This window comes from Alitabrizicola rongguiensis, from assembly GCF_021491355.1.
GTDB lineage: Bacteria > Pseudomonadota > Alphaproteobacteria > Rhodobacterales > Rhodobacteraceae > Aliitabrizicola > Aliitabrizicola rongguiensis.
Window position 1 is genome coordinate 429,113 of sequence record NZ_JAKENF010000001.1, and the last position, 19,865, is coordinate 448,977.

The 19,865-nt window shown below is 63.5% G+C and carries 19 protein-coding genes; 6 read left to right on the forward strand and 13 right to left on the reverse strand.

Annotated features, from left to right (window positions below):
- Positions 1-26: 26 nt before the first annotated feature.
- The 3 genes from L0V05_RS02100 to clpS are packed head-to-tail and all read right to left on the reverse strand — an operon-like array spanning position 27 to position 2,182.
- Complete coding sequence (locus tag L0V05_RS02100) at positions 27-833, reverse strand: SDR family NAD(P)-dependent oxidoreductase (protein WP_234868000.1); 807 nt, start codon at positions 831-833, stop codon at positions 27-29.
- Positions 834-850: 17 nt separating this feature from the next.
- Complete coding sequence (locus tag L0V05_RS02105) at positions 851-1,843, reverse strand: class I SAM-dependent methyltransferase (RefSeq protein ID WP_234868002.1); 993 nt, start codon at positions 1,841-1,843, stop codon at positions 851-853.
- A gap of 18 nt (positions 1,844-1,861) precedes the next feature.
- Entirely contained in the window at positions 1,862-2,182 is a 321-nt protein-coding gene (gene clpS, locus L0V05_RS02110; RefSeq protein WP_234869174.1) for an ATP-dependent Clp protease adapter ClpS, read from the reverse strand.
- A gap of 172 nt (positions 2,183-2,354) precedes the next feature.
- Here clpS and L0V05_RS02115 point away from each other — a divergent pair, with 172 nt between their 5' ends.
- The 3 genes from L0V05_RS02115 (at position 2,355) to L0V05_RS02125 (ending at position 5,623) form a co-directional block, all read left to right on the forward strand.
- Entirely contained in the window at positions 2,355-3,053 is a 699-nt protein-coding gene (locus L0V05_RS02115; RefSeq protein ID WP_234868004.1) for an HAD family hydrolase, read from the forward strand.
- Positions 3,054-3,290: 237 nt separating this feature from the next.
- A complete protein-coding gene (locus tag L0V05_RS02120; protein WP_234868006.1) occupies positions 3,291-4,940 on the forward strand; it encodes a D-alanyl-D-alanine carboxypeptidase family protein in 1,650 nt (549 codons plus the stop codon).
- Complete coding sequence (locus tag L0V05_RS02125; protein ID WP_234868016.1) at positions 4,937-5,623, forward strand: fumarylacetoacetate hydrolase family protein; 687 nt, start codon at positions 4,937-4,939, stop codon at positions 5,621-5,623. The genes L0V05_RS02120 and L0V05_RS02125 overlap by 4 nt, the downstream gene beginning before the upstream one ends.
- Before the next feature lie 34 nt (positions 5,624-5,657).
- Here the strand turns inward: L0V05_RS02125 and ccoS are convergent, their stop codons facing one another.
- The 8 genes from ccoS to ccoN form a co-directional block, all read right to left on the reverse strand.
- Positions 5,658-5,816, reverse strand: coding sequence for a cbb3-type cytochrome oxidase assembly protein CcoS (gene ccoS, locus L0V05_RS02130; protein WP_234868018.1), 159 nt, complete (start codon positions 5,814-5,816; stop codon positions 5,658-5,660).
- Entirely contained in the window at positions 5,817-8,015 is a 2,199-nt protein-coding gene (locus tag L0V05_RS02135) for a heavy metal translocating P-type ATPase (RefSeq protein WP_406565945.1), read from the reverse strand. It abuts the gene before it with no gap.
- Positions 8,012-8,488, reverse strand: a complete 477-nt coding sequence (locus L0V05_RS02140; RefSeq protein ID WP_234868024.1) for a FixH family protein — start codon at positions 8,486-8,488, stop codon at positions 8,012-8,014. Before L0V05_RS02140 ends, L0V05_RS02135 begins: the two co-directional genes overlap by 4 nt.
- Position 8,489: 1 nt before the next feature.
- Positions 8,490-9,920 (reverse strand): cytochrome c oxidase accessory protein CcoG, encoded by a 1,431-nt coding sequence (ccoG, locus tag L0V05_RS02145; protein ID WP_234868027.1) that lies wholly within the window; start codon positions 9,918-9,920, stop codon positions 8,490-8,492.
- A gap of 367 nt (positions 9,921-10,287) precedes the next feature.
- Positions 10,288-11,169: a cytochrome-c oxidase, cbb3-type subunit III gene (gene ccoP, locus L0V05_RS02150; RefSeq protein WP_234868029.1), complete on the reverse strand. Its 882-nt coding sequence runs from the start codon at positions 11,167-11,169 to the stop codon at positions 10,288-10,290.
- On the reverse strand, positions 11,166-11,405 hold the full coding sequence (locus L0V05_RS02155; protein WP_234868032.1) for a cbb3-type cytochrome c oxidase subunit 3: 240 nt from the start codon (positions 11,403-11,405) through the stop codon (positions 11,166-11,168). The genes ccoP and L0V05_RS02155 overlap by 4 nt, the downstream gene beginning before the upstream one ends.
- Before the next feature lie 8 nt (positions 11,406-11,413).
- On the reverse strand, positions 11,414-12,139 hold the full coding sequence (gene ccoO, locus L0V05_RS02160; protein WP_234868034.1) for a cytochrome-c oxidase, cbb3-type subunit II: 726 nt from the start codon (positions 12,137-12,139) through the stop codon (positions 11,414-11,416).
- A 14-nt stretch (positions 12,140-12,153) separates the two neighbouring features.
- On the reverse strand, positions 12,154-13,755 hold the full coding sequence (gene ccoN / locus L0V05_RS02165) for a cytochrome-c oxidase, cbb3-type subunit I (protein WP_234869175.1): 1,602 nt from the start codon (positions 13,753-13,755) through the stop codon (positions 12,154-12,156).
- A 198-nt stretch (positions 13,756-13,953) separates the two neighbouring features.
- Here ccoN and L0V05_RS02170 point away from each other — a divergent pair, with 198 nt between their 5' ends.
- Both L0V05_RS02170 and L0V05_RS02175 read left to right on the forward strand, forming a co-directional pair.
- Positions 13,954-14,793, forward strand: coding sequence for a universal stress protein (locus L0V05_RS02170; RefSeq protein ID WP_234868036.1), 840 nt, complete (start codon positions 13,954-13,956; stop codon positions 14,791-14,793).
- Between the two features lie 195 nt (positions 14,794-14,988).
- Entirely contained in the window at positions 14,989-16,455 is a 1,467-nt protein-coding gene (locus L0V05_RS02175; protein WP_234868038.1) for an MFS transporter, read from the forward strand.
- Here the strand turns inward: L0V05_RS02175 and fnrL are convergent.
- Complete coding sequence (gene fnrL, locus L0V05_RS02180) at positions 16,452-17,198, reverse strand: transcriptional regulator FnrL (protein WP_234868041.1); 747 nt, start codon at positions 17,196-17,198, stop codon at positions 16,452-16,454. The two genes, L0V05_RS02175 and fnrL, sit on opposite strands and share 4 nt — an antisense overlap.
- 62 nt (positions 17,199-17,260) lie before the next feature.
- Between fnrL and hemN the strand changes: the two genes are divergently transcribed.
- Positions 17,261-18,616 (forward strand): oxygen-independent coproporphyrinogen III oxidase, encoded by a 1,356-nt coding sequence (gene hemN / locus L0V05_RS02185; RefSeq protein ID WP_234868043.1) that lies wholly within the window; start codon positions 17,261-17,263, stop codon positions 18,614-18,616.
- 10 nt (positions 18,617-18,626) lie between these two features.
- Here hemN and L0V05_RS02190 read toward each other — a convergent pair whose 3' ends face one another.
- Positions 18,627-19,865, reverse strand: a complete 1,239-nt coding sequence (locus L0V05_RS02190) for a glycosyltransferase family 4 protein (protein WP_234868044.1) — start codon at positions 19,863-19,865, stop codon at positions 18,627-18,629.

Genomic DNA, 19,865 nt, shown 5'->3' on the forward strand with positions numbered 1-19,865 from the left:
CACCAAGATGTGAGAGGCCGCCAACGCTAATGGGCCGGGACCGAAACCGGATCAAGGATCGACCGCCCGCCGTCGACCGGCAGGATCTGACCGGTGATGAACGACGAGGCGTCGGAAGACAGGAAACGGACCGTTTCGGCCACCTCGGTCGCAGATGCGATCCGGCCAAGCGGCGTCGCTGCGACGATCCGGTCATGCCATTCCGGGTGATCCCTGAGCGCGGATTGCAGGCTTGCACTCATGACGCTGGCGACGGCCACCCCATTGACGCGAATGTTCTTTGGCGCAAGGACAGCCGCAAGCGACCGCGTCAGCTGGTCCAGCGCCGCGCAGGCGATGGAATAGCCCATCAGATCCGACAGCGCCCTTTGCCCGGCGATAGAGGTCAGGTTGACGATCGATCCTCCCGTCGGCTGGCCATCGGTCCCGGTCTGCGCAATCATGCGCTTGGCGGTCATCTGCGACATACGCAAGCTGGTGATAAGGTTTTGCTGCAGCATCGCCTCGACCCCGTCCTCGCCAACGGTGAGCGGCTTCTCCGTCTGCGCGACCTGACGGCTGGCATTGACGAGGATGTCGATGCGGTTGAAGGCATCAACCGTGGCAGACAGCAGGTTGGCGATGGTCAGCTTTTCGCGCAGGTCGCCCGCAAACATCCGCAGTGGGCCTTCGCCCTGGGCCTCGGCGCCGAATTCGGCCTCCAAGCCCTCCTCGTCCATGTCGGCCACCATCACATTGGCGCCCTTCTCCAGAAAATGGCGGGCGACGGCCAGGCCGATGCCATTGGCGGCGCCCGTAACGATAGCGGTCTTGCCGGCGATGGAGTTGGACATGATGTTCCTCAGGATGTTCAGCTGCGCGGCCGGATCGGCCGGGCTGCAAGAGTCAGACGAAAGGCGTTGTCGCCGCCGATCTCTTCCACCTCGCGGAAGGAATCGGACAGGACCTGCGCATAGGGAAGGTGTCGGTTCGCCACCAGCCAGAGCGTGCCGGAAGTGGTCATCATCGCGGCAGCTGCCCGTATGAAGGCCGCGCCAAGCGCCGGATCGGCGGCACGGCCAGAATGGAAGGGCGGGTTGCAGACCACTGCATCGGCGGGGCTTTCCGGCTTCCAGGCCAGTGCATCGGCCCAATGGAACTGCGCCCGAGGATCGATCACATTTCGCCGCGCGCAGTCCAGGGCCTCGGCCTCCGCCTCCACCAGATCCAGACGCTGAACTCCCTCGCGCTGCAGGATGGCCCGGGAAAGATACCCCCAGCCTGCCCCCAGATCGACGACCCGCGCAGGCAGCTTGTCGGGCAGCGCCGCGGCAAGCAGGGCCGACCCGCGATCCGGCCCGTCCGCAGAGAAAACCCCGGGCCTTGTGACGTAGCCACCTTCGATCGCCATTTCCCGCCCTACCCAACCGGTCAGCTCCGGACCGGCGGGAAAGGCGAAGATCTTGCCATGTGCCTTGGAAAGCGCCGAAGTCGCGGCGACCAGCCCGCGCAGTTCGCGGTGGATCGAGTCCACGCCATCGGTCTTCTGCCCGTCGACGATCACGGGCCCGCCTGGCACAACCTGCTCGGCCGCGGCCGCGAGCGTCGCATGGGCCTCAGCCCGACTGCGCGGCAAGCAGACCAGCGCGGCCGCATAGCCACCCTCGCCCGCAATCCGGGTCGAATAGCCAAGTCCTTCGAAGGCGTCATGGTCGGGCTTGAACCCCTGCACGACCACGACCCGCGCCTTGGGCAGCGCCGAAAGGTCATCGCCCATCCGCGGGCGAAAGACAGCGACCTGGCCTTCGGGCGGCAGGGCCACGGCGCCGCTTTCAAGCGCAAGGGTCAGTCGGGCGGATCGCATGGGCGGCCGGGACCGGCCTTATTCCTTTTCCATCGTGCATTGCAGCGGATGCTGATGGCGGCGGGCGAAATCCATCACCTGCGCCACCTTCGTTTCGGCCACCTCGAAGGAAAACACGCCGACCACGGCAAGACCCTTCTTGTGGACGGTCAGCATGATCTCGAAGGCCTGCGCATGGGTCATGCCAAAGAAGCGCTCCAGCACATGCACGACGAATTCCATCGGCGTGTAGTCGTCGTTCAGAAGCAGCACCTTGTACAGCGGTGGGCGCTGCGTGCGCGTATGTGTCTTGGTGACGACAGAGGTGTCGCCATCCGATCCATCGGTCTTTCCTGCCATAAGGAAAGGAATAAGCGTCACGGGCCAGCCTCGTTGGTGCAGAACGTCAACTTTGGAAAGACTCCCTTCATATAGCGCAACCGGGCTTGCCGGAAAAGGGTTCGGGGGTCCATAAGCCTTTCCCGGAATGCGACCTGCTTTGCGGCCCCGCCAGATCCGCCGGAGACTACATATGCCCATCACCGCCATTGGCTTCGATGCCGACGATACGCTCTGGCAGAACGAGACGTTCTTCCGGATGACGCAGGATCGTTTCCGCGCGCTTCTGGCCGATCATGCAGACCCCGACCACCTGTCGGAACGGCTTCTTGCGGCAGAACGGCGCAATCTTGGACACTACGGATTCGGCATCAAGGGCTTCGTGCTGTCGATGATCGAGACTGCCATCGAGGTTACCGACCGCCGAGTCCCCGCCGCGATCATCGAAGAGCTACTGGCGGCCGGGCGCGAGATGCTGGCCCATCCGATCGAACTGCTGCCGCATGCCCGGGCCGCGGTCGAGGCGATGGCGGCGACGCATCGGGTGATCCTTGTCACCAAGGGCGACCTGCTCGACCAGGAGAGGAAACTCGCGCAATCCGGTCTAGGCGACCTGTTCCACGCGGTCGAGATCGTGTCCGACAAGACCCCCGAGGTCTATGCCCGGGTCTTTGCGCGCCACGGAACCGGCGCGGACGAGGCCGTGATGGTCGGCAACTCGCTGAAATCCGATGTCCTGCCGGTGATCGCTGCCGGCGGCTGGGGTGTTTTCGTTCCCCACCCGCTGACCTGGAGCTACGAAGCCGCCGAAGCGCCAGGTGACAATCCGCGCTTTCACGAGATCGCTGATCTGGGAGCGCTGCCAGATCTGGTTCGGGCGTTGGAGCCCTGACTACCATGGATTGGGCGAGACCTCAGGCGAGCGCCTAGATGTTCTGCATGAGAGCCGATCTGAAGAATGGCGCCAAAGCCATTGAATCATAGGGCTTTTCGCAAGCAAATCCCTGTGCTAACCTTCCCGCAGAGCAGAAAAGCCCCAACAAAAACAGGGGCAACCGAGGCAGGTATGATGACACGCGATGCCGTCGCGCGCCTTGAGCATGATTGGCGGGCCCGCATTTTGGGCCGAATGCTCGCCATTTTCATGGTCGTTGCGTTCTTTTTCAGCGCAGTTGCGCAGGCAGCCCCCTATGCCGCCTATGTCATGGATGCGCGGACCGGCGAGACGCTTTACTCGAACAACGCCGACACCCGACTGTATCCAGCCTCGCTGACCAAGATGATGACGCTCTACGTCACCTTCCAGGCGATTCAGAATGGTGAGATCTCGCTCGACAGCATGGTCACGGTCAGCAAGAACGCCGCAGCGCAGCCGCCGTCGCGGCTTGGCCTGAAGGCCGGACAGAAGATCCAGCTGCGTTACCTTATCCGGGCCGCAGCGGTCAAATCCGCCAACGACGCTGCCTCAGCGATTGGTGATGCGCTTGGCGGCTCCCAGAAAGGCTTCGCGCGGCGGATGAATGCGACCGCCAAGGCCATCGGCATGAAGAACACGACTTTCGTGAACGCGAACGGCCTGACCGCAAAGGGCCACCTTTCGACCGCCCATGACATGTCGATCCTCGGTCGGCGGCTGTTCTACGATTTTCCGCAATACTACAACATCTTCTCGCGCCGCACGACCGATGCAGGAATAGCGACAGTCGCCAACACCAACCGCCGCTTCCTGGACAGCTACAAGGGCGCCGACGGGATCAAGACCGGATATACCGAACCTGCAGGTTTCAACCTGACGGCCTCGGCGCAGCGTGGAAACGTGCGGATCATTGCGACCGTGTTCGGTGGCAAGTCCACGGCGCACCGCAACGCAAAGATGGCCGAGTTGCTGGACCTTGGCTTTGCGAAGGCGCCGCGCAACGCGCCGGTCAAGGCCCCGGGCGAGATCGACTACAACGCGGTCATGGCCATGGCAAACGCCGATGCCGGCGACACGCCCGGGACGAACATCGCGGCGGACGATTCAGGCGAGGATACCGCCCTGCCGCAAACGGCTGATGGCGCGGGCAAGACCATTCGCGTCAGCGGCATGGTCCAGACCTCACAGCGCCCGAAGGCACGGCCGGACATGGCCGCCGCCCCGACCGATACCGAGATCGCCGCCCTGCAGGACAGCATCGAAGGTGCACTTGCGGAAGCCAACAGTACACCACCGGAAGACAGTGCACTGCAGACTGCCGAGGCGGAGACTACGCCGCGAGTCGCCGACACCCAGGTCGCCGCCGCCAACCCGGCCGCGCAGGACGATGGCAAGGCCACATCCTCGGCGACCGATGATGCTGTCCAGCTTGCCCTTTCTGCCGAAGCGGACGGCGCAACGGAAACATCAGGAACAGCGGCGGAAGCGGCCGAACCCGTGGCGCTCGTCTCGCTTTCGGGCTCGACCAAGCCGCGGCATAAACCGGAGGATATGTATGCGGACGCCGAGCCAGTAATGGCTTCGGCCGACACCGCGCCAGAGATGATCACCCGGCTTTCGACCTCGGGCGGTCGGCAATGGGGCATCAATATCGGTCGGTTCAACAGCCGGTCGGGGGCCGAAGCACAGCTGCGCAAGGTTGCGCTGGCAGAGACCACGACGCTCAGCAATGGGCTGCGCAAGGTCGTGGCGAGCGGCGGGAAGTATGACGCGAATTTCGTCGGGTTGACCCAGGACGAGGCCGACCTTGCCTGCCGCCGCCTTCAGGCGCGCGCGATCCAGTGCTTCACGATGGGGCAATGACAGCGTTCGCCCTCCCTCCACCGGAACAACCCTCGGTCGCCATCTGCGGAAGTCACCTGCGCTTTCCGGTCCGCCGCATCTTCTGTGTCGGGCGCAACTATGCCGAACACGCGCGCGAGATGGGCAACGACCCGGACAAGGAGCCGCCCTTCTTCTTCACCAAACCGGCGGATGCGCTGGTCGAGTCCGGGACGACGATCCCCTACCCGCCGATGACCAGCGACCTCCATCACGAGGCAGAACTCGTGGTTGCAATTGGCCTCGCCGGCCGCGAGATCCCGGTTGAACGGGCGCTGGCCCATGTCTGGGGCTACGCGGCGGGCAACGATCTGACCCGCCGCGACCTTCAGGCCGAGGCGAAAGCAACCCGCCGCCCTTGGGATATGTCCAAGGGCTTCGACCACTCGGCTGTGGTCGGGGCACTGGCGCGCTCGGTGTACGGATCACCGCCACAGGGGCGCATCCGCTGCCTGGTGGACGGTGTGGTGCGACAGGATGCGGAACTGGCTGACATGATCTGGCCGGTTTCCTCGATCCTCGCCTATCTGTCGCGGCTGGTCGAACTGCGGCCCTGCGACCTGATCTTTACCGGAACTCCGGCGGGTGTGGGCGCGATCGCCCGGGGCCAGACCTGCAAGGTCGAGATCGACGGGCTGGATACGGCGACCGTTACGCTCGCCTGACGCAAAGTCTCGGGAAGGCAACGGGCCCCTGCCGTTATGGCTTCGGACGGTCGTCCCAGTCGGTCGTCAGGATCCGGTTGGCATCCCCCTGCGGGTCGTCGAACTGCCGGTTCCGCATCGCCCAGATGAAGGCGACCAGACCGATGCCTCCCATGAACAACGAAACCGGGATGAGAATGCCGAGGATCGCCATCTATTTCAGCCTCAATGCGTTGAGCGAAACCGTGATCGAGGACAGCGACATGGCCAGTGCCGCCGCCAGCGGCGTGGCGAGGCCGACAAGCGCGATCGGCACGGCGACGATGTTGTAGAGGAAGGAGATCGCGAAGTTCTCCTTGATCCGACGGGCCGATTGCCTCGATATCCTGAGCGCGTCACCGATCGGGGCCATGTCCTGTCCGAGCAAGACGATGTCCGAGGCGACACGTGCCGCATCAAGCGCCGATGCCGGCGAGATCGAGACGTGCGCGGCAGCAAGCGCCGCCGTGTCATTCAGCCCGTCACCGACCATCAGCACTTTCGCGCCCTCGGCCGAAAGCTCTGCCACGCGGGCGGCCTTCTCGGCAGGGAGCGCGCCGGCCGTCCAATCCGCAATGTCGAGCCGCGACGCCAGATCGGCAACGGCACCTTCGGCATCGCCCGAGATCAGCAGCACCCTTGCGCCCTGTGCCTTGAGCGAAGCGATGGCTGCTTCCGCCCCGGGCCGGATCGTATCGGAGAAGGTGATGGACTGTACCCGTCCGTCCCCGAGCAACAAATGGGTCGCCGTGACATCAAAGGGCTCTGCCCCAACCCATGCGTCCCGGCCCAGCCGCACGATGCGTCCCTGCCACTGACCCTCGACGCCATAGCCCGGAACCTCACGCAGTTCGGCAACCGCAGCCGTTGCGATGCCTTTGCTCCGGATTGCCGAGACCAGCGCCTGCGCCAGCGGATGCGAGGAAGCGCCCGCGAGCGCCGCGGCAACGGCCAGCGCCTCGGCCGGAAGTTCAGTCAGGTTGGTGGGCTGCGGCGCGCCAAGGGTCAGCGTGCCGGTCTTGTCGAAAACCACGGTATCGACCTCGGCCATGCGTTCCAGCGCCGTGCCGTGCTTGATGAGTAAGCCCTTGCGGAACAGCTTTCCGCTGGCTGCGGTCACCACCGCAGGCACGGCAAGGCCGAGCGCACAGGGGCAGGTGATGATCAGAACGGCCGCCGAGATGTTGATGGCAAAGCGCACATCGCCGCCGGTGATCCACATCCAGGTGCAGAAGGCCGCGAACGAAAGCAGGTGAACCGATGGCGAGTACAGTTTGGCCGCACGATCGGCGAGCGAGGTATATCGGGTCTTGGCGTTTTCGGCGACGGCGACCAGATCGGCCATCCGATGAAGCGAGGAGTCCTTGCCCGCCGCCGTGACGCGCAGCGTCAGCGGACCGGTCAGATTGACCTCGCCCGCGCAGACCTTGGTTTCGGGGCCGGCATAGACCGGCAGGCTTTCCCCGGTCAGAAGCGACCGATCAACTTCGCTCGTACCAGCGATCACCACGCCGTCGACCGGCATACGGCCGCCCGGGCGCACCAGAACAACGTCGCCCGCTGCCAGGTCGGAAATCGACGTCACGACTTCCTGCCCGTCAAGGATGCGGATCGCACGGGGCACTTCCAGCGCGGCGAGTTCCTCGGCCGCCGACCGGGCGACCGCCCGGGTCCGGTGGTCAAGATAACGCCCTGCCAGCAGGAAGAAGGTCAGCATCACAGCCGCGTCGAAATAGGCGTGATGGCCGGAATGGATGGTCTCGTAGAGCGAGATCGAAGAGGCCAGGATGATGGCAAGCGAGATCGGCACATCCATGCCAAGCCGGCGCGCCCTGAGGCTCGCCCAGGCATTCTTGAAGAAAGGCTGGCCACAGAAGATCACGGTCGGAATGGCTATGGCTGCCGAAATCCAGTGGAACATGTCCCGGGTGGCATCGGCCGCGCCGGACCAGACCGCGACCGAAAGAAGCATCACGTTCATCATCGAGAAGAACGCCACGCCCAGCCGCATCAGGAGTTCGCGGCCCTGCCGGTCTGTCTCGGTCGCGGAAAGCAGGCCCGGATCAAGCTCGTGAGCCTCGTAGCCCAGACCCGCCAGTACTCCGATCAGCTGATCCGGTGTGACATCCGGATCGGCAGCCACGCTGACGCGCTTCATCGTCAGGTTCATGCGCGCGGACTTCACGCCGGGGACCTTCGAAAGGCCGCCCTCGACGGTCGAGATGCAGGCTGCGCAATGCGATGTCGGAAGCGAAAGCATGATCCGAGCATCGGAATGGACCCCAGCTGCGACCCGGCTGGCAAGTTCCGGTGCTGCGACGCAAGCACCGCAGGCAGCCGGGGAAGCCGTATCGATGCGCGGAAGGGCTGTCATGCCGGGACCTTGACGTAGAGATCGATGCGCTGGCGGAACATCGTCCCGTCAGCGGCCCTCGCTTCGACATGCAGCATCCATTTACCCGGCGCCAGCTTCACCGGCGCGACGAAAGTCCCCTGCTCGCGCCGCATGGACGGCCTCTGGTCGTCCTTCGCCTCGGTCGGTCTGCCAACAAGAACCGCGATATCAGTGATGCGAGCAGGCAGGCCATCCCGATCGGTGAAGGTCAGGCGCAGTTGCTCGCGATCAGCGTCGTATTCGGGCTTCAGCGTCCAGCCAAGGGCCGCCTGCGCAGCGCGTTCCTTGTCCCAGTTCTGGCTTGCGACATAGGAGTTCTCGACCTCAAGCCCCGGAAAGGTCGAAACGGCACTGTAAGCCAGCCAGAAGTTCACGCCGATGATGACCCCGAAGAAGGCGATGGCGATGGCCAGGACCTTCCGCCCGGTGATCGTGCCCGCAGGTTCGGCCATGTCAGTGCGCATTCCCGTTGAAGATCGTGTCATGATACACCTTCTTGCCAGACTCGACATCCTCGACCCAAAGCCGGATGTCGGTTCGTTTTTCGGTCGCAGCCTCGCTGCTGGGTGCCGCGATGACGTAAACCCTCTGGGTCTTCGTCTCGTTTGCCGGGACCGTCACCTGGTCATTCGGGCTGCCTTCAAGCGAAAGCATGAAGGGATCATCGGATTCGAGCCGCACCGAAAAGGTCCGCGCCTCGCCTTCCTTGTTGCGCAGCCGGACTTCGTAGGTGTTGCGGATCGCGCCGTCGGACATGATGACGAACAGCGGGTTTCGGATCGGCGACACATTGATGTCGATGGGCGAGCGCATGAACAACGCGACCAGCAGGCCAACGCCAACCGCCGACCAAAGCGTCGTGTATAGGATCGTCCGCGGGCGGAAGACGTGACGCCAGACAGACTTCTCTGGGACGCCAGCCCGCTCGGCCTTCTCGTCGGTGAGCGCCAGATAGCCGATCAGGCCGCGCGGCTTGCCGATCTTGTCCATCACGTCGTTGCAGGCGTCGATGCACAGCGCGCAGGTGATGCAGGCGAGCTGCTGACCATTGCGGATGTCGATGCCCATCGGGCAGACGTTCACGCAGGCCATGCAGTCGATGCAGTCGCCCTGCGAGGGATCGTGCTGCCCAGCCTTGAGTTTGCCGCGCGGTTCGCCGCGCCATTCACGATAGGCAACCGTGATGGTCTCTTCGTCCATCATGGCGGCCTGGATGCGCGGCCAAGGGCAGGCATAGATGCAGATCTGCTCGCGCGCGAAGCCACCGAAGAAGAAAGTGGTCAGCGTCAGGACAAGCATCGTCGAGTAGGCGACGGGGTGGGCCTGACCGGTCACAAGGTCGCGCAGGAGTGTGGGGGCATCGGCGAAATAGAAGACCCACGCCCCCCCCGTCGCCAGACCGATCAGCAGCCACACTGTCCATTTCAAGAGACGCTTCCGGGCCTTCTCGAGATCCCATTTCTGCCGGAAAAGGCGCAAGCGCGCGTTTCGGTCGCCTTCGATCCAGCGCTCAACGAGGATGTACAAATCTGTCCAGACAGTTTGCGGGCAGGCATAGCCGCACCACACCCGACCGAAGGCGGATGTGAACAGGAAAAGCCCAAGACCCGCCATGATGAGCAGGCCCGCCACGAAATAGAATTCGTGCGGCCATATCTCGATCATGAAGAAGAAGAAGCGCCGGTTCGCAAGATCGAGCAGTACCGCCTGATCCGGCAAATTTGGCCCCCTGTCCCATCGGATCCACGGAGTAATGTAATAGATGCCGAGCGTGATCCCCAGGATCCACCACTTCAGCGTCCGGAACTGCCCCTTTACGCGCCGCGGGAAGACCGGCTCGCGGGCGGCGTAAAGGGCATCGGTTGGGCTGTCTTGATGGCTCACGGACGGACTCCTGCGCGGGCGGGATCGTTCGGGGTATCAGCGCTTTCGGACAAGGCTGCCTTGACCTGCATCAAAATGAAAGATTGGAGATGCATGTTGATCCTGCGTCATCTCAAACCCGGTCTCCAGAGGACTCGGGGGCAGGTCTCGACCTGCACGAAGTGATTTAGCCTCACAGGGCGACCGCCGCCCGATGTCGGATGGTCGCACCCCCGCCCTGGCGACCGGATTTCGACCCAGCCTACGGGAAAGAAAAGGCCCGGGCGGTTTGATCGCCCGGGCCTCCTAGAGAAAGCACCGACATCCCGGAAACGCGCGAACAGGATAGGATGCCGGTGCCCTGCCCCGGGGTAAGCCGGGGAAGTGCCTATTCGCCGCCGCCCAGACCGTGGACATAGACCGCAACGGCACGGATATCCGACTCGGACATGCCCCTCAGCGACCACGACGGCATGACGCCGAAGCGCGCGTTGACGACCGTATTGGTCAGCGTCGCCTGGTCGCCACCGTACAGCCAGATCGCGTCGGTCAGATTCGGCGCACCCTGCGCCCGGTCACCCTTGCCATCCTCGCCATGGCAGGCCGCGCAGTTCTCGACAAAGACCTGTTTGCCTTCTTCCACGAGGCCGGGATCCGTGGCCGCATTCGTCAGAGACATCACATACTGCACCACCGCACCGATCTGTTCGGGCGTCAGCAGCCCGTCCTTGCCGAAGGCCGGCATCTGCGAATAGCGCGCATCGGCATCGTCGGCGTTACGAATGCCGTGGGTGACCGTGTACACGATGTCATCCAGCGTTCCGCCCCAGAGCCAGTCGTTGTCGAGCAGGTTGGGGAAACCCCCGGCCTGCACGCCACCAGCACCCGAACCATGACACTGGGCGCAGTTGGTGCGGAACACGGCCGCGCCCGCATCCTTCGCGAACTGGAGCAGTTCCGGGTCGTTCTGGACCTGGTCCAGCGGCGTCGCCATCAGCTTTTCGCGCATCGGCTGCTGCTGTTCGTTGAACCGCTGCATGTCCGCCTCGAGTGCGGCTCGCGAAGAATACCCCCAGATGCCAGCGGTGGCCCGCGTCATCATCGGCCATGCCGGGTAGAGGATCGTGTAGCCGATCGCGAAGACGATCGTGATGTAGAAGATGTACAACCACCATTTCGGCAGGGGATTGTTGAGTTCCTCGATCCCGTCCCACGAGTGGCCGGTGGTTTCGACTTCACCCGGTTTGCGGTTTGTCTGCTTGGCGCTCATTTCACTGATTCCTTCGCCGTGCCGCGGCCCGCGCGGTGTTCGATCCGCCCTGTTCCGGCCGCATGGGCGGCCGGGATGGGTCTGTCTTCATGCCTGAAGATGCTGCTTGCTGCGTCCTGCTGCTGAACCCGGGCGCCCGGACGAAAGATCCAGACGATCACCCCGAGGAAGAACAGGACCATGAACAGGAGCATCCAGCTGTCGGCGAAATGCCTGAGTGTGCTGTAGGTCTCCATCTGCAGCCTCACCGGGTCGGGTCAGGCGTGTAGGTCGAGAAGTCGACCATCGTGCCGAGCACTTGCAGATAGGCCACCAGCGCATCCATCTCGCTTACCCCCGGCTGGCCGTCGAAGTTGGCCACGACCGCCTTCGGATAGCGGGCCATAAGGTCGGTGGTATCGGCATCTGGATCCGCCTGCGCCTTGAAGTCTGCTTGCGCGTTTGCCAGCATCTCCTCGGAGTAAGGCACGCCGACCAAGCTGTTCGCCTTCATCGAGTCGAGGATGTATTTGCCATCCAGCGGCCGGTCGAGAAGGAAGCCGTATTTCGGCATCACCGATTCCGGCACCACAGCCTCGGGGTTGGTCAGGTGCTCGACATGCCAGAGGTTCGAGTACTTGCCACCCACGCGGGCCAGATCCGGCCCCGTGCGTTTGGACCCCCACTGGAACGGGTGGTCATACTGCGACTCCGCCGCCAGCGAGTAGTGGCCATAGCGTTCGACCTCGTCGCGCATCGGGCGGATCATCTGGCTGTGGCAGACGTAGCAGCCCTCGCGGATGTAGATCTCACGCCCGGCGAGTTCGAGCGGCGAGTAGGGCCGCACGCCCTCGACGTTTTCGATCGTGTTCTGCAGGTAGAAGAGCGGCACGATCTGCACCAGGCCGCCGATGGTGACCACGAGGAAGCTCAGCACCAGAAGGAGCGTTGCATGTGTCTCGATGGCCTTGTGTTTGTCCAGGAATGCCATGGTCGTTCCCTCCTTCACTCAGCAGGAACGGCCGCCGGCGCCACCGATTTCTCGGAGACAGACGTCACGGTCTTCCACAGGTTATAGCACATGATGAGCGCGCCGAGCAGGAACAGCGTCCCGCCAAGGGCCCGCACCACATACATCGGGTGCATCGCGGCGACGGTGTCGGCGAAGGCGTTCACGAGGAAACCGTTGGCGTCGACTTCGCGCCACATCAGGCCCTGCATGATGCCGGCGACCCACATCGACGAGGCGTAGAGCACGATCCCGATGGTCGCGAGCCAGAAGTGCCAGCTGACGAGGCTCAGGCTGTAGAGCCGTTCACGGTTCCAAAGGCGCGGCGTCAGGAAGTAGAGCGCGCCGAAGGTGATCATGCCGTTCCAGCCAAGAGCACCCGAATGCACGTGGCCAATGGTCCAGTCGGTGTAGTGCGACAGCGAGTTCACCGACTTGATCGACATCATCGGGCCTTCGAAGGTCGACATGCCGTAGAAGCCGACGGAGACCACCATCATCCGGATGACCGGGTCGGTGCGCAGCTTGTCCCAGGCGCCGGACAGCGTCATCAGGCCGTTGATCATGCCGCCCCACGAGGGCATCCACAGCATCACCGAGAACACCATGCCAAGGGTCTGCGCCCAGTCAGGCAGCGCGGTGTAGTGCAGGTGGTGCGGACCAGCCCAGATGTAGAGGAAGATCAGCGCCCAGAAGTGGATGATCGACAGCTTGTAGCTGTAGACGGGGCGTTCGGCCTGCTTCGGCACAAAGTAGTACATCATGCCAAGGAAGCCTGCGGTCAGGAAGAAGCCCACCGCGTTGTGGCCATACCACCACTGCGTCATTGCATCCTGCACGCCCGAGAAGAGCGAGACAGACTTGGACGAGAAGATCGACACCGGGATGGCCATGTTGTTGACGACATGGAGCATCGCGACCGTGATGATCATCGACAGCAGGAACCAGTTCGCCACGTAGATGTGGGGTTCCTTGCGCGTCATCAGCGTGCCCATGAACACCGCCAGGAAGGCAACCCAGACCACCACGATCCAGAGGTCGATGTACCAGACGGTTTCGGCATATTCCTTGCCCTGCGTCCCCCCGAGGACATAGGACGTCGCCGCCAGCACGATCATCAACTGCCAGCCCCAGAACACGAACCAGCCGAGGTTCCCGCCCCAGAGCCGCGTTGCGCAGGTGCGTTGGACGATGTAGAACGCGCTCATGATCAGCGCGTTGCCGCCAAAGGCAAAGATCACCGCCGAGGTGTGCAGCGGACGCAGCCGGCCGAAGTTCAGGATACCTTCAGCCCAGACGAAGTTCAGCTGCGGGAAGGCAAGCTGGAAGGCGATAACCACGCCGACCAGGAAACCGACAACACCCCAGAAGGCGGTGGCGATCACCCCGGCACGGACAACGCCGTCGTTATAATTGGCCGAAACGTCAACGAGGCGTACCTCGTCGGTCCGGCGCAGCACCCATATGAACGTTATCATCGCGGCGATCATCACCACGAGCATGTTCACAAGATAGGGCAGGTCATGGGCGTAGTTGGCGGCCACTGCGGCCAAGATGGCCACGAGCCCCAACACGACCAGTTTTACATAGTCCCACATGTTGCGTCCCTTCGTCATTGCCCAGTCCGATTCGGGCGTCGGCAGGCGGCTTTTTCGACACTGCGGCTTTTGGGGGCCTCGTGTTGACCCCGCATTGATCCATATCAAGAGTTCGTGTCTTGGCGTTGATCAATGTCAAGGAAGACACTCGGAGTTGCGCTACTGTGGCGCAGTCCAGAATGAGAACGGAGCACCAATATGGCCTACAAGTCGATCCTGTCGGTTTTGACCGATCCGGCTTTGGTTGACGCCGCGCTTTCGGCCGCAACTGCGATCGCAGCGCAGGAGGATGCTCATGTCGACGTCCTCTCGCTTGGCATCGACCGGACTCAGGTGGGCTATGCCTATCTTGGTAGTGCGCCGGCCCTGATCGAGGTTTCGATCGAACGGGCGGAAGCAGATGCCGCCGTACTCGACAAAGCTGCCCGCGCCTATCTGGGCCGTCAGGATGTTCGGTGGGGCGCCGAAGCGGCGGTTGCACAACTTGGCGGTCTGGGACCGCTTGTTGAGCTGAAGGCACGATTTGCCGATCTGGTGGTGCTGCCGCGCCCCTATGGCAAGGCCCGCGGCCCCGAGAGTGAAGGGGTGCTTGAAGCCGCGCTGTTCGAAGGTCAGGCACCTGTACTGGTCGTGCCCGATACCGGCATCAATGGCCGCATCGGCAAACGAATCGTCGTGGCCTGGAATGAAGGGCGCGAGGCAATGGCAGCGGTGCGCCGCGCCCTGCCCTGGCTCAAGCAGGCCGATGTGGTGAACATCACCGTCATCGAACCGCCGGCCAGCAGCCCCGAGCGGTCCGACCCGGGCGGGATGCTTTGCCAGATGCTTGTGCGCCACGGCGTCAAGGCCGAGGTCTCGGTCCTGGCGAAGACCGCGCCCCGCGTCTCTGACGTGCTCGCTCAGCAGGTCCGCGACGTGAATGCCGATCTCGTGGTCATGGGCGCCTACGGGCATTCCCGGCTGCGCGAGGCGATCCTTGGCGGGGCAACTCGGGACATGCTGGAAAACGCGGCTGTGCCGGTTTTTCTGGCGCATTGACCTGACGGTCGGGTCCGGTCTGTAGCGGCATCCGGACCCGGGCGCCGCACCTGACGCAAAATGCATGTCGCGCATACATGATTTTCGCGCGCCAGTCTTGTCTGTGCCAACCGAAGCCCATACCGCTTGAGCCGCAGACGGGCCAGCGGAACTGCCGGCTTGTCTGCGCATAGGCTCAAGGCATTTCGGAACGACATGACCGGTCTGAGACAGCTCTATTTCCCCGATCCCGATCGGCGGCGCGCGGTGGCGGAAGCCTGCTCAGCCGGCAAGGGTCTGCCCGCCCCCCGCCGCTATGCTGCCTGGGTCGCGATCATTCTTGGCTTGATGCTGGCCGTTCTTGACGGGACTATCGCCAACGTCGCCCTGCCGAGCATTGCCCGGCATTTCTCAGCTGATCCTGCGTCATCGATCTGGATCGTGAACGGCTACCTTCTGGCCATCGTGATGACTCTGCTGCCCCTCGCGGCGCTGGCAGACATCTACGGCTACCGCACGGTCTACCTTGGCGGGATCGCGCTTTTTACCGTTGCGTCAGTGGGTTGTGTGTTCGCAGGGTCGCTTGGTCAATTGACGGCCGCGCGTGTCATCCAGGGGCTTGGCGCCTCGGGCCTGATGGCGATCAACATGTCGATCCTTCGTTACACGGTTGCTCGCGAAAACCTGGGCGCGGCCATCGGATTGAACGCCATGATCGTTGCGATCGCAGCTACGGTAGGCCCCGTCGTGGCGGGGGCCATCCTGTCGGTCACAACTTGGCATTGGCTGTTTGCGATCAACATACCGCTCGGCATTCTCACATTGCTCATTGGCTGGCCGAGCCTTCCCGAAAGCCTCCATGTGCCACGGCGGTTCGACTGGATCAGTGCGATCCTGAGCGCAGCAGGCCTTGGCCTTGCGATCACGGCGATCGACGGCATCGGGAACGATCTGCCCGCCTGGCTGGCGCTGACACAGCTGATGGGCAGCGTCCTTGCCTTTGGACTACTTCTGTTGCGCGAACGGGGCGTGGCTAGCCCGATGCTGCCCGTCGACCTTCTCAGGATCCCGGTCTTTTCCCTTTCGGTCACGACCTCGATCGTCTCGTTTACCGCCCAGCTTCTGGCCTTCGTGTCGCTGCCGTTCCTGCTGCAGAACGTGATGGGTCATAGCCCCTCGGTGGTCGGGCTCCTGATGATGCCCTGGCCGCTGGCGATTGCCGTGGTCGCACCAATTGCGGGCCGGTTGTCCGGCCGCTTCCCCCCGGCGATCCTTGGCGGTCTGGGGTTGGCAGCATTGGCGGCCGGTCTCCTGGCACTCAGCTTGATGAGCAAGGACGCAGCGGTGTGGGATATTGCCTGGCGCATGGCGCTGTGCGGCGCAGGGTTCGGCCTGTTCCAGTCGCCCAACAACCGCGTGATGCTCGAATCCGCGCCCATGTGGCGCAGCGGGGCGGCCAGCGGGATGCTCGGGACGGCACGCCTGACCGGCCAATCGCTTGGCGCGGCGCTGGTTGCGCTGCTGATGGGGCAGTTCGGTCTCGAGGGCGCCAGCCTGGCGCTCTTTCTCGGGTCTTTCTTCGCTGTGCTCGCGGCCGGCCTGTCGATGTCCCGACTTGCGCTGCGCAAGAATGACGATGGGAGACCTGATGCGGCAAAGCCGCCGGCCGAGGTCGACCTTTAGACCAGAAAGCCGCCGTCGCTGTCGTCGCCCGCCTCTTCCAGCAGGCGGTCCATGTCAGGAACGACGATATGGCGCTTGCCTTCCAGGTGGATCACGCCGTCGCGCTTCAGGGCGGAGATCTGACGGCTTACCGTCTCGAGCGTCAGGCCAAGATAATCGGCCATCTCTTCGCGGGTCAGGGGCAGGTCGAAGACAAGCGGTCCCTGTCCGTCAGTCGCCCTGAGCGCGGCGTCACGACGCGCGATGATGGCCATCAGGCTCGCGATCTTCTCACGCGCCGTCTTGCGCCCCAGAAGCAGCATCCATTCCCGCGCCGCATCAAGTTCGTCCAGCGTCATCTCGAGCAATCTTTGCCCGATATGCGGCGTTTCGAGCATCATGTCCTCGAACGGCTTCTTCCGGAAGCAGCACATCACAAGATCGGTCGTTGCTGTGACATCATATGCTGCATTGGACCGGCCGGGCCGACCGACGAAGTCCGATGGCAGCAGCATGCCCACCATCTGCCGACGGCCATCCTCCATCGTCTGCGTCAGCGTGGCGATTCCGCTGACCACCGAGGCGACGAAATCCATCTTGTCGCCGGACCAGATCACCGTCTGCCCTGCCTGGAAGCTGCGATAGTACTTGATCTTCTCGAGTCGGGCGAGTTCGTCGGTCTCGCAACGTGCGCAGACTGCACGATGCCGGATCGGGCAATCGTGGCACTGCTGATGATGAAAGACCAAGTCGTGCGCTACCATTCCACCTGTCCAGCTTGATCTGCGTCAAGGCGATCTCGCGCAGATCACCCGAAACTAAGCCAATGACACTCAACTCGCAACTCGCCCGTCTCGGGCTATTCGATGCGCGTGTGCCACGGTACACGAGCTATCCTACCGCTCCACATTTCGGCGGAACGGTGGGTCATGGCCTGTTTTCCGATTGGGTTTCGGCGATTCCGCCGGGATCGTCCATCTCCCTTTATCTGCATGTGCCGTTTTGTCGCCGCCTGTGCTGGTTCTGTGCGTGCCGTACCCAGGGCACACGTAGCGATGATCCGGTCATTGCTTATGTCGAGACGCTGAAGGCCGAGCTTCAGCTTCTCAAGTCCCGTCTAGCCCTTGGGGTCACACTCCAGCGACTGCATTGGGGCGGCGGTACGCCCACTCTCATCCCTGCTCCGCTGATCGCGGAACTGGCGGGGACGATCTTCGATGTCGCGCCTATGGCGAAGGGGGGCGAATTCTCTGTCGAAATCGACCCCAACGAGGTCGACGATGCCCGGCTCGACGCACTGGCCGCAGCTGGAATGAACCGCGCCTCGATCGGGGTTCAGGATTTCGATGACGAGATCCAGAAGACGATCGGCCGGGTTCAGGGGTATGAACTGACCCGCAAGGTCAGCGAAATGATCCGCGCCCGTGGCGTCAGCAGCCTGAATTGCGACATCCTCTACGGGCTGCCGCACCAGACGCCGCAGAGAATCGCGGATTCAGTGCAGAAGCTTCTTTCTCTCTCTCCCGACCGTGTGGCGCTTTACGGTTACGCCCATGTGCCGTGGATGTCGCGCCGCCAGCAGATGATCCCTTCGGACGCCATGCCCACACCGGAAGAGCGGCTGGCGTTGTTCGAGACCGCGCGCCAGCTATTCAGCTGGGACGGCTACCGCGAAATCGGCATCGACCATTTCGCGCGACCGGATGACGGACTTGCCATCGCTCAGGCCTCGGGTCGGCTGCGCCGGAACTTCCAGGGCTATACTGACGACACAGCTCCCGTGCTGATCGGGATCGGCGCCTCGTCGATCTCGCGCTTCCCGCAGGGCTATGCCCAGAACGCCAGCGGCACGGCCGACCATACCAAGGCGATCCGGGCAGGACTGTTTTCGACCCATCGCGGGCATGTCTTTGCCGGCGAGGATCTGCTGCGCGCCCGCATCATCGAAGCACTGATGTGCGACTTCGCGGTGAGCCGGAGCGAGTTGCTGCGTGACTTCGATACGACGACCGCCCGCTTGGACGAGCTGTTTTCGGCGGCGGCGCAGGCGTTTGATCCGTTCTTCCGCGTGACGGCGGGAGGGGCTGTCATCACCCCCGAAGGGAGGCCGCTCACCCGCATGATTGCCCGCGCCTTCGACGCCTACGACCAGTCCAAGGCACTGCACAGCGCCGCGGTCTGAAGCAGAAGGGTCACCGGACGGGCGGAACTGCCCCTTGCGCCTCGATATAGGACACGAGCCGCGGAAGGCACCGACGACGCAGATCATATCGTTCGACAACGCTGCTCCTCGCTGCCGCCTGGATGGCGCGATACCGGTCGGGTTCGCTCAAGGCCGCGATGAGAGCGGCTGACCAGGCGGCGGTGTCGAAGAAGTCGACCAGCACTCCGTTGACACCATCACGGATCACCTCTTCCACCGGCGGGGTTTTCGATCCGATAACCAACGCGCCCGCCGACATCGCCTCGAGCAGCGACCACGACAGGACGAAGGGATAGGTCAGATAGGCATGGACGCGCGTCACCTGCATCAGCCGGACAAAGGAGTCGTGCGGCACGCGCCCGAGGAAATGGACACGCGCAAGGTCAAGGCCGGGCCCCACCTCCCGCAACAGAGCGTCCTTCCAGCTGCCACCATCCGCAGGAGGCTGGCCGTAGCTAACGCCGTCGCCACCGACGATGACCACCTGCGCCTCGGGGCGCGCCCGCAGGACCTCGGGCAAGGCTCGGGCGAAGACGTGCCAGCCACGATAGGGTTCGAGATTGCGGTTAACGAAGCTGACAACTTCGTCCGTGGCGGTCAGGACACGGCCATGCGGCAACTCCAACCGCGCATTCGGATCGGGTCGCACAAGATCGGTGTCGATACCGTCATGCAGCACGGTCAACATCTGCCGCAGCACCGGCGGAAAGGTGGACGCTTGCCATTCGGTCGGCGCGATGCCGGCATCGGCATGAACAAGCGCCTGACCAAGATGCGCAGCACGGCTTTGGGCGATCATCAACCCGTCCAGACTGGTCGCGGCGAACTCGGGATCGAAACCCATGTCCAGGCCCTGCCCGCGGTAATAGAACTCGGCATAGATGACCAGCCGTGCCCTGGGCCAGATTTCCTTGAGGAACAGCGTCTCGCCCCAGCCCGAGTGACCCAGGATCAGGTCGGGCTCGTAGCCTCTTTCATCCCGCAGCGTCCGGGCCGCCCGCGCGACCGCCACGCCCCGGTCCGACATTGTCGTGTAGTTGCGTCCCAGCCGGGTCTCTTTCGGATCGACGGGCGGGGGGGTGTAGCGATACTTGACAAAGGGAATTCCGGCGGGGCGGTTGTTCACCGCATCGGTCAGCACGAGGCAGTCGTGGCCACGCCGCGCAAGCTCGGGCGCAAGATGAAGAAACTGGCCGGGGAAGTTCTGGTGGATGAAAAGGATTTTCAC

What these genes read in the sequence shown, in the direction of transcription:
- L0V05_RS02100 (WP_234868000.1), bottom strand. Translation starts at nt 833, where the DNA reads ATGTCCAACTCCATCGCCGGCAAGACCGCTATCGTTACGGGCGCCGCC.
- L0V05_RS02105 (WP_234868002.1), bottom strand. Translation starts at nt 1,843, where the DNA reads ATGCGATCCGCCCGACTGACCCTTGCGCTTGAAAGCGGCGCCGTGGCC.
- clpS (WP_234869174.1), bottom strand. Translation starts at nt 2,182, where the DNA reads ATGGCAGGAAAGACCGATGGATCGGATGGCGACACCTCTGTCGTCACC.
- L0V05_RS02115 (WP_234868004.1), top strand. Translation starts at nt 2,355, where the DNA reads ATGCCCATCACCGCCATTGGCTTCGATGCCGACGATACGCTCTGGCAG.
- L0V05_RS02120 (WP_234868006.1), top strand. Translation starts at nt 3,291, where the DNA reads ATGCTCGCCATTTTCATGGTCGTTGCGTTCTTTTTCAGCGCAGTTGCG.
- L0V05_RS02125 (WP_234868016.1), top strand. Translation starts at nt 4,937, where the DNA reads ATGACAGCGTTCGCCCTCCCTCCACCGGAACAACCCTCGGTCGCCATC.
- ccoS (WP_234868018.1), bottom strand. Translation starts at nt 5,816, where the DNA reads ATGGCGATCCTCGGCATTCTCATCCCGGTTTCGTTGTTCATGGGAGGC.
- L0V05_RS02135 (WP_406565945.1), bottom strand. Translation starts at nt 8,015, where the DNA reads ATGACAGCCCTTCCGCGCATCGATACGGCTTCCCCGGCTGCCTGCGGT.
- L0V05_RS02140 (WP_234868024.1), bottom strand. Translation starts at nt 8,488, where the DNA reads ATGGCCGAACCTGCGGGCACGATCACCGGGCGGAAGGTCCTGGCCATC.
- ccoP (WP_234868029.1), bottom strand. Translation starts at nt 11,169, where the DNA reads ATGAGCGCCAAGCAGACAAACCGCAAACCGGGTGAAGTCGAAACCACC.
- L0V05_RS02155 (WP_234868032.1), bottom strand. Translation starts at nt 11,405, where the DNA reads ATGGAGACCTACAGCACACTCAGGCATTTCGCCGACAGCTGGATGCTC.
- ccoO (WP_234868034.1), bottom strand. Translation starts at nt 12,139, where the DNA reads ATGGCATTCCTGGACAAACACAAGGCCATCGAGACACATGCAACGCTC.
- ccoN (WP_234869175.1), bottom strand. Translation starts at nt 13,755, where the DNA reads ATGTGGGACTATGTAAAACTGGTCGTGTTGGGGCTCGTGGCCATCTTG.
- L0V05_RS02170 (WP_234868036.1), top strand. Translation starts at nt 13,954, where the DNA reads ATGGCCTACAAGTCGATCCTGTCGGTTTTGACCGATCCGGCTTTGGTT.
- L0V05_RS02175 (WP_234868038.1), top strand. Translation starts at nt 14,989, where the DNA reads ATGACCGGTCTGAGACAGCTCTATTTCCCCGATCCCGATCGGCGGCGC.
- fnrL (WP_234868041.1), bottom strand. Translation starts at nt 17,198, where the DNA reads ATGGTAGCGCACGACTTGGTCTTTCATCATCAGCAGTGCCACGATTGC.
- hemN (WP_234868043.1), top strand. Translation starts at nt 17,261, where the DNA reads ATGACACTCAACTCGCAACTCGCCCGTCTCGGGCTATTCGATGCGCGT.